Source organism: Aliirhizobium cellulosilyticum, from assembly GCF_014198105.1.
GTDB classification, from domain to species: domain Bacteria; phylum Pseudomonadota; class Alphaproteobacteria; order Rhizobiales; family Rhizobiaceae; genus Neorhizobium; species Neorhizobium cellulosilyticum.
The window spans coordinates 1-12,450 of the sequence record NZ_JACIGW010000016.1 but is presented as its reverse complement, the minus strand read 5'-3'; the positions used below and the strand labels follow the sequence as shown (position 1 = coordinate 12,450).

The 12,450-nt window shown below is 56.5% G+C and carries 14 protein-coding genes and 2 pseudogenes; 9 read left to right on the top strand and 7 right to left on the bottom strand.

Annotated features, from left to right (window positions below; translation table 11 throughout):
- Nucleotides 1-44: 44 nt before the first annotated feature.
- A complete protein-coding gene (locus GGE33_RS26730) occupies nucleotides 45-1,454 on the bottom strand; it encodes a dipeptidase (protein ID WP_183830361.1) in 1,410 nt (469 codons plus the stop codon).
- 196 nt (nucleotides 1,455-1,650) lie between these two features.
- Here GGE33_RS26730 and GGE33_RS26725 point away from each other — a divergent pair.
- Nucleotides 1,651-2,063 (top strand): annotated as a pseudogene (locus GGE33_RS26725) (Rrf2 family transcriptional regulator).
- 120 nt (nucleotides 2,064-2,183) lie between these two features.
- Here the strand turns inward: GGE33_RS26725 and GGE33_RS26720 are convergent.
- Entirely contained in the window at nucleotides 2,184-2,741 is a 558-nt protein-coding gene (locus tag GGE33_RS26720; protein ID WP_183830358.1) for a TetR/AcrR family transcriptional regulator, read from the bottom strand.
- 80 nt (nucleotides 2,742-2,821) lie between these two features.
- Between GGE33_RS26720 and GGE33_RS26715 the strand changes: the two genes are divergently transcribed.
- Together GGE33_RS26715 and GGE33_RS26710 are read left to right on the top strand one after the other, a co-directional pair.
- Nucleotides 2,822-4,003: an MFS transporter gene (locus GGE33_RS26715; protein WP_183830355.1), complete on the top strand. Its 1,182-nt coding sequence runs from the start codon at nucleotides 2,822-2,824 to the stop codon at nucleotides 4,001-4,003.
- Between the two features lie 40 nt (nucleotides 4,004-4,043).
- Complete coding sequence (locus tag GGE33_RS26710; protein ID WP_183830351.1) at nucleotides 4,044-4,631, top strand: sugar O-acetyltransferase; 588 nt, start codon at nucleotides 4,044-4,046, stop codon at nucleotides 4,629-4,631.
- A gap of 197 nt (nucleotides 4,632-4,828) precedes the next feature.
- Here GGE33_RS26710 and GGE33_RS26705 read toward each other — a convergent pair.
- From GGE33_RS26705 to GGE33_RS26690, 4 genes and pseudogenes are all read right to left on the bottom strand, one after another.
- Nucleotides 4,829-5,057, bottom strand: a pseudogene (locus tag GGE33_RS26705) (DDE-type integrase/transposase/recombinase); the annotation flags it as partial.
- A gap of 227 nt (nucleotides 5,058-5,284) precedes the next feature.
- On the bottom strand, nucleotides 5,285-7,237 hold the full coding sequence (locus GGE33_RS26700) for a putative bifunctional diguanylate cyclase/phosphodiesterase (protein ID WP_183830348.1): 1,953 nt from the start codon (nucleotides 7,235-7,237) through the stop codon (nucleotides 5,285-5,287).
- A 552-nt stretch (nucleotides 7,238-7,789) separates the two neighbouring features.
- Nucleotides 7,790-7,996, bottom strand: coding sequence for a hypothetical protein (locus tag GGE33_RS26695; RefSeq protein WP_183830345.1), 207 nt, complete (start codon nucleotides 7,994-7,996; stop codon nucleotides 7,790-7,792).
- 10 nt (nucleotides 7,997-8,006) lie between these two features.
- Nucleotides 8,007-8,192: a hypothetical protein gene (locus GGE33_RS26690; protein ID WP_183830343.1), complete on the bottom strand. Its 186-nt coding sequence runs from the start codon at nucleotides 8,190-8,192 to the stop codon at nucleotides 8,007-8,009.
- 203 nt (nucleotides 8,193-8,395) lie between these two features.
- Here GGE33_RS26690 and ku (GGE33_RS26685) point away from each other — a divergent pair, with 203 nt between their 5' ends.
- From ku (GGE33_RS26685) to GGE33_RS26670, 4 genes are all read left to right on the top strand, one after another.
- Nucleotides 8,396-9,301, top strand: coding sequence for a non-homologous end joining protein Ku (gene ku, locus GGE33_RS26685; RefSeq protein WP_183830339.1), 906 nt, complete (start codon nucleotides 8,396-8,398; stop codon nucleotides 9,299-9,301).
- A 12-nt stretch (nucleotides 9,302-9,313) separates the two neighbouring features.
- Nucleotides 9,314-10,126, top strand: coding sequence for a non-homologous end joining protein Ku (gene ku / locus GGE33_RS26680; RefSeq protein ID WP_183830336.1), 813 nt, complete (start codon nucleotides 9,314-9,316; stop codon nucleotides 10,124-10,126).
- Between the two features lies 1 nt (nucleotide 10,127).
- Nucleotides 10,128-10,454: a hypothetical protein gene (locus tag GGE33_RS26675; RefSeq protein WP_183830333.1), complete on the top strand. Its 327-nt coding sequence runs from the start codon at nucleotides 10,128-10,130 to the stop codon at nucleotides 10,452-10,454.
- A 122-nt stretch (nucleotides 10,455-10,576) separates the two neighbouring features.
- Entirely contained in the window at nucleotides 10,577-10,780 is a 204-nt protein-coding gene (locus GGE33_RS26670) for a hypothetical protein (RefSeq protein ID WP_343062699.1), read from the top strand.
- Nucleotides 10,781-10,966: 186 nt separating this feature from the next.
- Here the strand turns inward: GGE33_RS26670 and GGE33_RS26665 are convergent, their stop codons facing one another.
- Nucleotides 10,967-11,188, bottom strand: a complete 222-nt coding sequence (locus GGE33_RS26665; RefSeq protein ID WP_183830330.1) for a hypothetical protein — start codon at nucleotides 11,186-11,188, stop codon at nucleotides 10,967-10,969.
- Nucleotides 11,189-11,377: 189 nt separating this feature from the next.
- Between GGE33_RS26665 and GGE33_RS26660 the strand changes: the two genes are divergently transcribed.
- Both GGE33_RS26660 and GGE33_RS26655 read left to right on the top strand, forming a co-directional pair.
- Nucleotides 11,378-11,539 carry a hypothetical protein gene (locus GGE33_RS26660; protein ID WP_183830411.1) on the top strand — a complete coding sequence of 54 codons (162 nt, stop codon included), beginning with the start codon at nucleotides 11,378-11,380 and terminating at the stop codon, nucleotides 11,537-11,539.
- Between the two features lie 4 nt (nucleotides 11,540-11,543).
- Complete coding sequence (locus GGE33_RS26655) at nucleotides 11,544-12,215, top strand: SOS response-associated peptidase (RefSeq protein WP_183830399.1); 672 nt, start codon at nucleotides 11,544-11,546, stop codon at nucleotides 12,213-12,215.
- The last annotated feature ends 235 nt before the right edge of the window (nucleotides 12,216-12,450 follow it).

Here is a 12,450-nt window from a genome sequence, read left to right as displayed (position 1 = left end):
ACCCAATCGGCGGGGCACCTGCGATATAAGGTCGGGTGGCTGCCCTAAGCTGCCGACATGTAAACAAGCAGGGAGTACGCTTTGGCGACCCTCTCCAAAAGCAGCCCGTAAGCCAGTTTGGCTCGTTCGAAAGCCTCGACACGGTAAAACTCATCCGGCGCATGGAGATTTTCATCCGCATGGGCAAAACCGAACATCGTCGCATGCACTCCGGTTGCTTTCTGGAGTGTGGTCATGACCGATATCGATCCTCCCAGCCGGGTGCGAAAGGGCTTCTTGCCGTAGACCAGTTCGAGGACTTCAGCGGCGATTTCGGTCGAGACGTGTCCAGGCGGTACGGAGAAGGGATCACCCCAACTGCTGTTTCTCCTGACCTCGGCGCTCAGCCCTGTCGGGCAATGCTTTACGACGTGAGCGCGGATGGCATCAAGGATTTTCCCCGGCTGTTGCGCCGCGACGAGACGGCATGTCAATTTGGCCCTTGCTTCTGCAGGCAAGACAGTTTTGCCGCCATCGCCCTGCCAGCCGGAAGTCAGTCCGTTCACGTCTAGTGTGGGCCTCGCCCACAAACGTTCGCGGGTGGAATAGTTCGGCTCTCCAAACGTCTCTGTAGCGCCGCTCTCTGCCAGATATGCCGTCTCATCATATGGAACGCGGGCAATTTCGCTGCGATCGTCATCGGTGAGGGCGATGACATCGTCATAGAAACCATCGATCGTCACGACACCGTCGAGGGATTTCATCGACGCAAGCAATTGCGCCAGTCCCATTGCCGGATTGGCTATGCCACCACCATGAAGCCCGGAATGCTGATCCGATTTCGGGCCACGCAAGATGATCTCGAAAGCAATGATGCCTTTCAGCGCCTCGACGAGCTGTGGCTGGTCGGGCGCCCATTGCAGGCCATCGGCGGAGAAGATCATGTCGCAAGCCAGGCGGTCTGCATAGCGCTCAACAAATTTAGGCATATCCGGAGAACCGATCTCTTCCTGACCTTCGAACAGAAACTTCACGTTCACCGGCAGGCTGCCCGTGGTCTTGAGCATGGCTTCGACCGCCAGGATCGGGGCTAGCATGTTGCCCTTGTCATCGGTCGCACCTCGACCGTAGACGCGGCCATCACGCACTTCGGGTTCAAAAGGCGGCGTCGTCCAGAGATCGAACGGCTCCGCAGGCTGGACGTCAAAATGACCATAGATCATGACCGTCGGCTTGCCGGGGCCAGCGCTCATCCACGAACCAAAAACGACCGGATGCGCATCCGTCTCAAGAATTTCCGCATCGCTGATACCAGCGATTTTCATGCGATTGACAACCCAGCCGGCTGCACGGCGCACCTCTGGCATGTGATCGGGCCGGGCCGATACAGAGGGGATGCGGATGAAATCGAGAAGGTCTTCAAGATCGGCATTATGCCTGTCTTGAAGGTAGGCCTGCCAATTTTCGTCTATCATGGCCACCACTCGCTCCTCCTGTTATCTCAAAGAGATCTCCATCTACGCGACAAGGCCAGCACAGTCCACCACAGGCCCGATGTCCGCTTCGAACTGATATGTTGGAAAAGGCACCGCCGTCTGCTCAGGCGAATACCTATGCTCAGGACCCATCGATTTGAAGAAATCGCTGTGATTCAGGCGGGCTTATCGGAGCCTGATTGATGAGGAGCATGTTCTGGGCAGCCACGACGGATCGATGACTTCGGACATGATTGCCGAGATGCTTGATGCCAATCCCGTCGTGATCCGGCCTACGATGTCTGGGTTGCGGGAGAGCGGATATGTACGCTCGGAAAAGGGGCACGGCGGCGGCTGGACTTTGGCGCGCCCGCTTGAAGAACTGACGCTCCTCAACATCTATAATGCTGTCGGTGAACCATCCGTGTTCGCGATTGGCCCCGCCTACAATATGCCTGGATGCGCAATCGAACGGGCCGTCAACGCGACTTTGAAGACGTTTTTGACGACGCTGAGCAATTGCTACGAAAGAGGTTTGCGGGAGTAACGCTTGCAGACATCGCCATCGGCGTTCACCTGCAGCGTAACGTCGTGCTTCGTGACCACTAAGGGCGACGTTCTCACGTTGATCGGCAGCTTGAAATGAGAACCACCACATCCCGATGTCCCCTATCGGCGCGAGACGCGCCGTGACCACATTCCACCCTTCGCGGTCGTTCACCTCTCAACTCACGCTATCAGCTTGGAGACAAGTTCCTCGATTTCCGCAGGCGTGATCAGGTTTGGGCTGGTGGCATTGTGGATCGTAATGCCTTCAATCATGGCATCGAGTGCTTTGGCCTGAGAGGTACTGAAATGCATCTCCAGCGCTCTTCTGCTCGCTGCCATCCAGTCCAGCATGATAGGCTTCAGGGCCGGACGCCGCGATGAGTAGGCATATAGTTCGAAGCTCAAGATCATCTCGATGCGCTTCTGCTCAGAACTCTCCGACAGGAAAGACACGATGGCTACCGCGGCCTGTTGCCTATCCTCGGCTATGCACAAAGCCTCTGTAAACCGCCCGGAGACCTGTCTCGACAGGAGCCTGAAAGCTTCGCCAATAATGTCGTCCAAACCACCAAAGTAATATGTCAACGAACCGAGCGGCACTCCAGCTGCTTCGGCAATGCGACGGTGGCTAGTATCGGCGACGCCCACTTTGGCGATGGTTTCCAGCGCCGCTTCAATGATTCTCCCCCGGCGATTTGGATCATTCGGCGGACGCCTCCTGCGTTTAGCTGGTTCCATATTCCATCTCATGGCTCAGTCGTTGACTTTGTGTACGTTCGTACATATATCGCCGTCTGCTGTCATGTTGAAAGTGGTCCATGTTCACGATTTCCCAACGGCGTCTGTCATTGTATGTGCTGTTCTTTATACCAGGCGTTGCCATGGCGTCCTGGGTTACGCGAACGCCAGCTATTCGAGATCGAATTGGTGCCTCGATTGCAGAGATGGGCCTTGTCTTATTCGGGCTGTCTATTGGTTCAATGCTCGGAATTTTGCTTTCCGGGGCTCTCGTCGGGCGTTTGGGGACGAAGGCGGTCGCAAACATAGGTACGTGGATGGTGATTGCAGGCGTCGCGACGATCGCATTCGGGACGTGGAGCAGCGCAGCCATCGCCGTTGCTGTAGGCCTTGGACAATTCGGGCTCGGCATGGGTCTCGCTGAGATTGCAATCAACATTGACGGAGCGTTGGTGGAGAAGCAATCAGGTAAGCCGCTGATGCACGCGCTCCACGGATGCTTCAGCTTTGGTACCGTCTGCGGTGCGATCATCGGCCTCGCTGCAAATACCGTCGCCTTGCCTGCTGAATGGCATCTCCTAGCCGTTGCTATCCTGATTGCACCAGCACTTGTCTATTTCATTCGCTACATCCCTGCAGGCGAGGCAACGACAGCGCCCGAAACCGCCCAACATGAAGCGGCTTCCAACGATAGGTCCTGGCGCGACCCCCGGCTGATGGCTATTGCGGTGATAGTGCTCGCGATGGCGCTTGCCGAAGGAGCCGCCAACGATTGGCTGCCGCTTCTGATGGTGGATGAGCACGGATTTTCCCAGGTCGCCGGATCACTTGTATTCCTCTTCTTTGCATCAGCTATGACCATCGGTCGATTTACAGGCGGATTCTTCCTCTCTCGTTTCGGAAGAGTTGCCGTCATCCGGGCCAGTGCCCTCCTCGGGGCGCTCGGCCTCACACTTGTTATTTTCTCACATCACCCGGTCCTGGCAGGACTGTCGGTACTACTTTGGGGGATCGGCGCTTCACTTGGATTTCCAGTGGCAATTTCCGCCGCTGGAGATTCAGGCGCGAACGCAACGGGGCGGGTGAAAGCCGTGACCATTGGTGGCTACATCGCTTTCCTTGTCGGGCCGCCATTGCTCGGGTTCGTTGGAGAGCACTTCGGGCTCCGAAATGCGATGTTGGTGGTGCTTGCATTGGTGATAGCCGCCACCATCGCAGCCTCGGCGGTGAGGCAGCCGATCAATCACGAAACGCAGAATTAACCCGCGGCACATGTCCGCCGCTAAGCTGAAAGGAAAATCTATGAAGGAAATGGAAAAGGCAGCTGCTGGTCTGCTCTACGACGCGAATTACGATCCGGAGGTACTCGCTCAACGAGACGTCGCCAAAAATGCCCTTTTTGAATTCAACCATACCCCTCCGAGCCAATTGGACAAGCGACGTTCTATCCTTCGCTCTTTGATAGGTAAGACTGGCGAGAATTTCCTTATTGAAGCACCATTCCATTGCGACTACGGCTTCAATATTTCCCTCGGCGAGAACTTCTATGCCAACGTCAATCTCGTCATCCTTGACTGCACGAAGGTTACCATTGGCAACAACGTGTTTATCGCGCCGAACGTCCATATCTGCTGCGCAGGCCATCCGCTTGACGCGGAGCGCCGTAACAAGGGTCTAGAGTACGCGTTCCCCGTCACCATTGAAGACGACGTCTGGATCGGAGCTGGCGCGCAGATTCTTCCAGGTGTGACTGTTGGGCGGGGAAGCGTAGTGGCTGCCGGTGCCATAGTCACCAAAGATGTACCTCCAATGACGCTGGTGGGCGGAAACCCGGCCCGTGTCATCCGAGAGATTACGGAAGCAGACGCGCTGAAGTACCGCGAAGCTTAACACAGAATAACAACGATGGTTTCCTTCCAGCAGCGGACATCATCATGTCCGCTGCTGATGCTGTGGACGGCTCCTCCGCCGGCATCGCGATGTGCCATATTTGCGGTGCTGTTAGGAACCGCATGGGAGAAGCCATCCATGGAAGCGGTGATGTCACGTTATTTTGCTGTGGCGGGAAGAAGCGCTTGCCATTGCACTCAGGCAGCTGAACCGGTCGCAGCCTTCCACTGCGCCATTGCGCGGATACGATGGAGGTGAATTGCAAGGGCGGAGTGGTTCTGGTGCGGCGGGGCGAAGTGATTTCTGACTGCCGAGAAGACCGAGATGAAACGTTGTAAGCCGCCGACCGACCGAAAGCCCTGCATCACCCTTTCTCGCTTTCGCAGCGGCAGGAGAATTTTCCGCACGATTGTTCAGGCCTTTGTACTCTGGGCCACTGCCGTCATGACGTGAATGCGCCACAAGGCGACATCCGCGTCAAGCATAGTACCATCGACATTGGGGCCGATCGCGAAACCGCAGGCTCGCTCCACCGAGGAGGATGTTCGGAAGATTGTCGCGCATTCAGTCGCAGAATGTGAACTGGGCCGCTACGCCGTTCCTGGCTGCCACTGTCGTCGGAGATCGACGGACCATCTGGTAAAAATGTTCCTTCAGACCGCAATCATGCGATTAGCGCCACTGGCTTCAGCTGCAAACTTTGCGGCCTCGTGTTCCAGCAGTGGTGGAGCGAATAGATAGCCCTGAACACTTGTCCCGCCTAATGCTATGAGAGCCGCGAGCTCTTCTTCTGTCTCGACACCCTCGATCACGCAATCCAACCCCATGTCTGCACTTAGTGCCAGCAGAGATTTCACGATCTTATAGCTGGACGGCCGCAAATGCAGATCCTTGACGAAGCTGCGATCAATCTTGAACTTTGTCAGCGGTAAGGCGTGAAGGCGTGTGAGGCTTGAGTATCCGGTTCCAAAATCATCAAGCGAGATCCCGCATCCCATTCTTCGAAGGGTCTCGACGGATTGCGTGACCTGTTCAAAATCGTGGGCGAAAGCCGTTTCGGTTATTTCGAGATCAAGGCGCGTTGGATCAAAGCCACTTCTCTGAATGATGCCGATCAGCATCAAAACACTGTCGCTGGAGTTCAAGTCGTGAGCAGACAGGTTAAACGACAGGCGCAGGGGTGTTCTCCAATGCGAGGCGGCAGCCAAGGCTTTCTCTAAGAGCGGCTTCGTGAGTGAGCCGACGATCCCTGCTCTTTCGGCGATAGGGATGAAGCAGGCCGGAGAGATCTTGCCAAGCTGTGGACTTTCCCAGCGCGCAAGGGCCTCAAAACCGATCGTCCACTGGTCGTGGATATCGATAATCGGCTGGAAGACCACTGACAGCTCGTTTTTGAGATCGGCCTGCTTCAGAGCGCTTTCTATCTTCGCCTCGAAACTGATTTGATATTCATGGTCAGAGTCGAACAACACCGCGCCACCGCGCTGCCTCTTCTTGGCATGGTATAGCGCATAATCGGCGCGCTCGAAAAGCTGCTCGCAGTCAAGTGCAAGCTCGGGGAACACTGCGATCCCCATTGATGCCGAGATATGCACCGTACCTTCCGATAAAAGGTAGGGCTCCCTCAGCTTGTCCGCGATGGCGTTGGCATTTATCACCAACTGTGTATTTTCCGGTGGTAGAGGAGCGATTATCGCGAATTCGTCACCACCTAGTCTGAAAGCCGTGCTGGCTTTCAAGGTGCTGGATAGACGTGCGGCAACCTCGGCCAGGAGACGATCGCCAACCGAATGGCCGTAAAGGTCGTTGACGGGCTTGAAACCGTCGAGATCCATGACGCCGAGAGCCAACCGTACACCGGTAGCTTGCGCCCTCCCCAGTTCTGCATCCAGCTCTGCGAAAAACGCGCGCCGATTGCCAAGTCCAGTCAAGCTATCGAGGTTGGCCAGCCTGAAGTTCTCGCAGCTCAGAGCCTCGCTTTGCTGTTTCGACACCACCATGCTTTCGAAGTTTCGGTAGTTTGTCAGAAGGATGGACATCATGCCGGCGCAAACCAGCAAGACGTTGATCGCAATGGCAACAAATGTTGGCTGTGCCGTCGAGGCGAAGAAAGCGATAAATGCGCCATTGACGATGAGTGTCACGATAAAGGCCGCCGAACGCACATACATCAGGCAGAAGATGCAAGAGATGACGGTAATGGCCATGTAGAAGGCGACATGCGAACGGGTGTAGGCATCGCCATATGGGATCAGCGCGAAAGACCAGAGTGTGAAAGCCATGGCAATGCCGCCCGCAAGCCGATTGGTGCGCAGGAGTGCAGCATGTGCAAGGTCTGGAGATGGATCTGAATTCCTGGTTCGTAGCCAGAAGATCACTCTTAGCAGGCAGCAGCCCGTAAGCAGCACCGGCACGCCAAGTGTCAACCACGCGGGCGCGATCCGCATGTGCGTCATAGCAAGCGCCCAGGTACTGGAGAGCAGGATGAAATACATCATCGGCATTTGTCGCGTGAAGGCCCGATATTGAGCTTTGAGAAGCTCAGGGTTCTCGTTTTGCACCGACATGAAGTTCCGGATACCGCGCCACGCAATGTGTATATTCATAAGTTCGCTCATCAACTGATGAGCGACTACTTACATACACATCATTACAATAGCAGAAATTAGCACGGTTAATCAAACTTGACGGAAGCTGGTTCGACCTCCCCGGCCCAGATCAATTGATCCAATGCCGGTTTGGACAAAAAACAGGCCAGCTTGGTTAATTGAGGTCTTGAAAGGACTCGAACCAGCGACGCGCTGCCCTTACGGTCTGTTTTTCCATCGATTTAAGTTTCCATGAGAGTAATCCGGCCCAAAATGAGCGAACAAGCTGGATGCGAGCTGTTTGGAACTGCGGACAAACCTTAAAACGAAAAAGCCTGCCGCGGGAGGAGGAGCGGCAGGCTTTTCGAATTATCTGAACGGCGACTGGGAGGAGGATGCCGCCATTCTGTCAGGTGCCCTTGGGAGGAGGAGTAGGTCACCTGAGTGACGAAGCTTCGCGGGAGGAGGTGCGTCGCTTCGTCGGACATCATCTAACCCGCCTAACCCTGCTTCGAAATAGGCGATGCGAGAGAGCAGCTATGCCCGAAGCACATACCGAGCTGGCGTTCGTCAGGTTGCCGCCGGCCAGTCGTTCGCAGGCTCGTCAATCACACCAGGCTCATCCGCAGGATCTGGGTCCTCGTTATACGCGCGCCGCATATCTGTCAGTTCCTTCTCCATCGCCGCGATCACCTCGGGCGTTTTCGATCCGGCGGTTACGTAATAATCGACGAGCTGTTCTAGATTAAGGCGAAGATCGCCTGCGATACTGGTCATGGTGCCACCCTCAATGTTTGGCCGGTCGATGATCGCCCATATCGCCCTCGCCCGGTTTGGCCACGGTTTTGGCCTTCTGGCGCTTGTCGGCCGAAAGCGACCGCCCAACGTCGACGCTCTCCTTGAACTGGCCCTTCTCGTCACGGCGGACGTAGCGCTTGTCGGTCCCGGTATCGATCAGCTCTCTCTTCGACATCTGAATTCTCCTGTTGTTGCGATACGCGAATAACTCGCGTTGAACCGAAAAGATGCATCGAATCCAGTGGCTTGATTTGAATCTCATGGTTGCAGTGGAAAACTGAATCAAGCCATTGAAAATGATTCATTTTTTGAAACGGAACTGAGTCGCTGTTGACGCAGTTGAATCGCCTAGGTTGCGTCTTGTGCGAGGAGTTCGATATGGCCGGTCAGCGCGCTCAATGGAAAGGCTTCATCAAGTTCGGCGAGGTGTCGTGTGGGGTGGCGCTTTACACAGCCGCCTCAACCTCGGAGCGGATCACATTCAACACCATCAACAAGGCGACGGGCAACCGGGTCAACCGCGTGTTCATCGACAGTGACACGGAAGAACCTGTTCCGAAGGAAGCCCAGACCAAGGGGTTCGAGATCGAGAACGGCCAATACATCATCATCGATCCTGATGAGGTGGCGGCAACGATCCCCGGGAGCAACAAGACGCTGGAGGTTGAGGCCTTCATACCCTGCTCCGACGTCGATGGTGTCTATTTCGACAAGCCCTATTACCTCACGCCGGACAAGATGGGCACCGACGCATTTGCTGCATTGAGGGACGGCATGCGCAAGTCCAAGGTTGCTGCGATCGCGAGGACTGTGCTCTTTCGGCGGATGCGCACCGTCCTAATCCGACCGCACGGCAAAGGTCTCATCGCGACAACGCTGAACTACGATTACGAGGTCCGCTCGTCGAAGAAAGCCTTCGAGGACATGCCGAAGATCAAGATCCAGGGTGAAATGCTTGATCTGGCCAAGCATATCATCTCGACGAAGAAGGGCGACTTCGATCCGGCTAGCTTTGATGACCGTTATGAGGCCGCACTTGCGGAGCTGGTCAAAGCCAAGATCGAAGGCAAGGCATTGCCGAAGCGAAAGACGGTCGAGGTCTCGAAACCAAACGACCTCCTGGCGGCGCTGCGCGAAAGTGCTGGGCTCGGCAAATCCAAGGACAGCGCACCGAAACGCACTGCAGCCAACGCCAACTCGGGCGCCGGCAGGCAGCGCGCCGCGCGCGGGGCGGCATCGAAGACCGCCTCTTCGAAAGCTGCCCCGCAGCGCAAGGCAGGGTGAGGAGACACAATCATGGCGCTTCGTCCGTATTGGAAAGGCTATCTCAAACTCTCGCTTGTCACCTGTCCGGTGTCGATGATGCCGGCGACGTCGGAGGCGGAAAAGGTCCGGTTTCACACCCTGAACAAGGAGACAGGAAACCGCGTCGTCTCGCAGTATATTGACTCCGTGACAGGAAGGTCGGTGAAGGAGGACAACGAGGCCAAGGGCTATGCTCGCGGCGAAAACGACTATGTCATCCTGACCGACGACGATCTCGATGCCGTCGCCCTTGATACGGTAAAGACAATCGACATCGACACGTTCGCGCCAGCCGACAGCATCGAATGGGTTTATTTGGAAAAGCCCCATTATTTGATGCCCGACGATCCAGTTGGACACGAAGCCTTTGCGGTGATCCGGGATGCGATGAAGGCTGACAAGGTCGTCGGCGTCTCGAAACTGGTGATCGGGCGCCGCGAACGGGCGGTGGTGCTCGAGCCGCGCGATGAGGGCATAGTTCTCTGGTCGCTGCGCTTCGGCGACGAAGTCCGACCGGAGGAGAACTATTTCGAGGACATCGAGCCTGAAGCCGACAAGGATCTCATTCCGCTGGTTCAAAAGCTGATCAAGCAGAAGACGGCACGCTGGTCGCCGGACATGGTCAATGACCCGATCCAGGAGAGCCTTCTGAAGTTGATTGCCGAGAAAAAGAAGCAGCTGAAGCCCAAAAAGGCTACGAAGGGCAAGCAGGCGGAAGGGGCACCGGCCTCGAATGTCGTCAACATAATGGATGCTCTGCGCAAGAGCGTTGAAGCAGATCTCAAAAAGAAAAAGGCAGGCTAACATGCAGGAGGAAAAAGACATCCGGCTGTGTGAGCCCGAGCCGTTTATCTATTTCGAGAATGGGCAGATCGCTGTGACCGATGGAGCGTCCGTTTGGTTGGTGATTGTAACGTGCGAAGCGATGAAGGCCACAGCACTTCCTCCGCAAAAGTCGCTGAGGCGGCTCGTCCGCTACGCTGAGTTTTATCGAGACCTGGCGGCGGCCAGCATTCGGCGGGGCGAAGACACGGATGGGAGGGTCTGGGTGCGAGAAAGCAACGTGCTGGCCGCGAAAGGCTCTATCGATCTAGGTGGACATCCCCGATCCCATGTGCAGGAACGGCTTTGACGGAGCATCAATCGTTTCCTCAAACTCCCGATGGCCGGTACATGGTCGTGCGGGGACGACTTTGGAGGCTAAGCAATCCGGCGCTCAAGGAGAATGAACGGCAAGACCTCGTCACAGCGCTCATGAACGCCCGCAGGGCGGTCAAGCAAGCGAAAGGTGATCCTTCGGCGACGACGGTGGCCCGTCAGAGCGTCGATGCTGCAAAGGTGGCGCTCGGAGAACGGGGACCGGTGTGGTGGGAAGACGGCGCACCGGACTATAACCGGACGCTTGCCAAAAACACGCCCTATCGCGAGTGGTTCGAGATGCTGGCGTCATCTCCTTAGGGTTTTGAGCCGCCAGCCGGGTTAGCTGGCGCCGCGAGGTTCTCCGGCTCACCGTGCGCGGGCGCCGACACGGATGACGTATTCCGGGGATCTGTCGCCGGACCGATGAGATAACTTCCCGCAACTGCCGCGATAGCGACGATGACCGCGGTTGCTCCAAGACGGATCATCCGTTTGTTCGATCGGTTAGTTTCGCTCAACTTTATTCTCCTTATTCCTCTGCAGCAGCTCAGCTGCCGGTGAGGGCTCGGCCGCCTCTGCACCGGCTGCGCTGTCCGATGGCGTTCCATCGCCGGATTTGGCCTTGCGATCGTCCGCCTGCCCTTCCTGTCGTTGCAGATCACGCTCGATCATCTCGCGCGAACCTTCTGCAGGGTCTTGCTCAGGATGGTTCTTCGTATCAGTCATCGTCTTAGTCTCCCTTGTCCGTGCCCAACTTCGCGCACAGCTGGATGGTTCCGTTTGGGGGTGCTCGGCGATTCGCTTTCGCCTGCGCCTTGACTGCCGGCCGACAGACGACATGTCTTGAAAATGACCCGTATAGCGCCGCCCACGACAGACAGTCATCGCGATCGTTTTCTGCAATGCTAGGAAGCGATGGCTGGGGCGTTCACCGATGTTGCCCTAGAGGCGGTTGAGGCCGGTTGGAAGCCGGAAGAAGTCGCGGCAGCCTTAGTGGAACTGGCCGATCATTTGATGCTCGGGATGATTGCCAATCGCAACCTTACCCAAGACCTCTCGATTCTCAGGAGACGATGACCCGATGTGCGGACGGTTCACGTTTGAGCACGAATGGCCGGCCTTTACCGATCTTTATGATCTGCCTTGGGATCAGGAACGGGGCCGAAACACACAGGCTCGCTTCAACATTTCTCCGACACAAGATGTTTTGATCGTTCACAACGATGCCGCTGGGCATCAGATGGCCGAAACCGCTCGTTGGTGGTTGGTGCCGTTCTGGGCAAAAGAGCTCCCGAAGGGCGCCATGTTCAATGCCCGCATTGAAACGATCGGGACCTCGCCGGCGTTTCGCGACGCGTTCAAGTCGAAGCGGTGTTTGATCCCGGCCGACGGGTTCTACGAATGGACCGTCAATCAGGATGACGGCAAAAAGGACCCATGGCTCATCTATCAGCCGGGCGGCGGCCCCTTCTCCTTTGCCGGGCTTTGGGCGCATAATGAGAAACTCGGCATCACCAGCTGCACCATTGTCACCATGCCCGCTGCAGAGCCGATGAACCAACTGCACGACAGGCAGCCCGCCATTCTCGAGCCGGCGGCCTATGAGGAATGGCTCGATCCCGCGACGAGCGGGGCACGCGCGAAAGAACTCCTGGAAAAGCAGAACCTCCACGGAATGCTGGAGTTTCATCGGGTCTCGAGAGATGTGAACTCGTCGAGGTTTACCGGAAAACCCGAAGTGAACCCGCTGTGAAGGAGAACCGACATTGGTATGGCAGATTACGCCCACAGTCGCTCTTTCCGACCTGAGGTTCGGGATGAGCCGAGAAGATGTCGAGGCCGTGATGGGCGTGCACGGCTCGGTCAAGACAACCCGGACCGGCAGGACGCGATTAGAGCGTTTCACCTTTTGACGGAACCGTATCCTGCATTTGTTAGATAATTGGCGCATTCGTCGGGTTGGATTGTTTCGACCAGTTTGCCGATAT

Coding starts and splice junctions, on each gene's coding strand:
- GGE33_RS26730 (WP_183830361.1), bottom strand. CDS start 1,454: ATGATAGACGAAAATTGGCAGGCCTACCTTCAAGACAGGCATAATGCC.
- GGE33_RS26720 (WP_183830358.1), bottom strand. CDS start 2,741: ATGGAACCAGCTAAACGCAGGAGGCGTCCGCCGAATGATCCAAATCGC.
- GGE33_RS26715 (WP_183830355.1), top strand. CDS start 2,822: ATGTTCACGATTTCCCAACGGCGTCTGTCATTGTATGTGCTGTTCTTT.
- GGE33_RS26710 (WP_183830351.1), top strand. CDS start 4,044: ATGAAGGAAATGGAAAAGGCAGCTGCTGGTCTGCTCTACGACGCGAAT.
- GGE33_RS26700 (WP_183830348.1), bottom strand. CDS start 7,237: ATGAATATACACATTGCGTGGCGCGGTATCCGGAACTTCATGTCGGTG.
- GGE33_RS26695 (WP_183830345.1), bottom strand. CDS start 7,996: ATGACCAGTATCGCAGGCGATCTTCGCCTTAATCTAGAACAGCTCGTC.
- GGE33_RS26690 (WP_183830343.1), bottom strand. CDS start 8,192: ATGTCGAAGAGAGAGCTGATCGATACCGGGACCGACAAGCGCTACGTC.
- ku (WP_183830339.1), top strand. CDS start 8,396: ATGGCCGGTCAGCGCGCTCAATGGAAAGGCTTCATCAAGTTCGGCGAG.
- ku (WP_183830336.1), top strand. CDS start 9,314: ATGGCGCTTCGTCCGTATTGGAAAGGCTATCTCAAACTCTCGCTTGTC.
- GGE33_RS26675 (WP_183830333.1), top strand. CDS start 10,128: ATGCAGGAGGAAAAAGACATCCGGCTGTGTGAGCCCGAGCCGTTTATC.
- GGE33_RS26670 (WP_343062699.1), top strand. CDS start 10,577: ATGAACGCCCGCAGGGCGGTCAAGCAAGCGAAAGGTGATCCTTCGGCG.
- GGE33_RS26665 (WP_183830330.1), bottom strand. CDS start 11,188: ATGACTGATACGAAGAACCATCCTGAGCAAGACCCTGCAGAAGGTTCG.
- GGE33_RS26660 (WP_183830411.1), top strand. CDS start 11,378: ATGGCTGGGGCGTTCACCGATGTTGCCCTAGAGGCGGTTGAGGCCGGT.
- GGE33_RS26655 (WP_183830399.1), top strand. CDS start 11,544: ATGTGCGGACGGTTCACGTTTGAGCACGAATGGCCGGCCTTTACCGAT.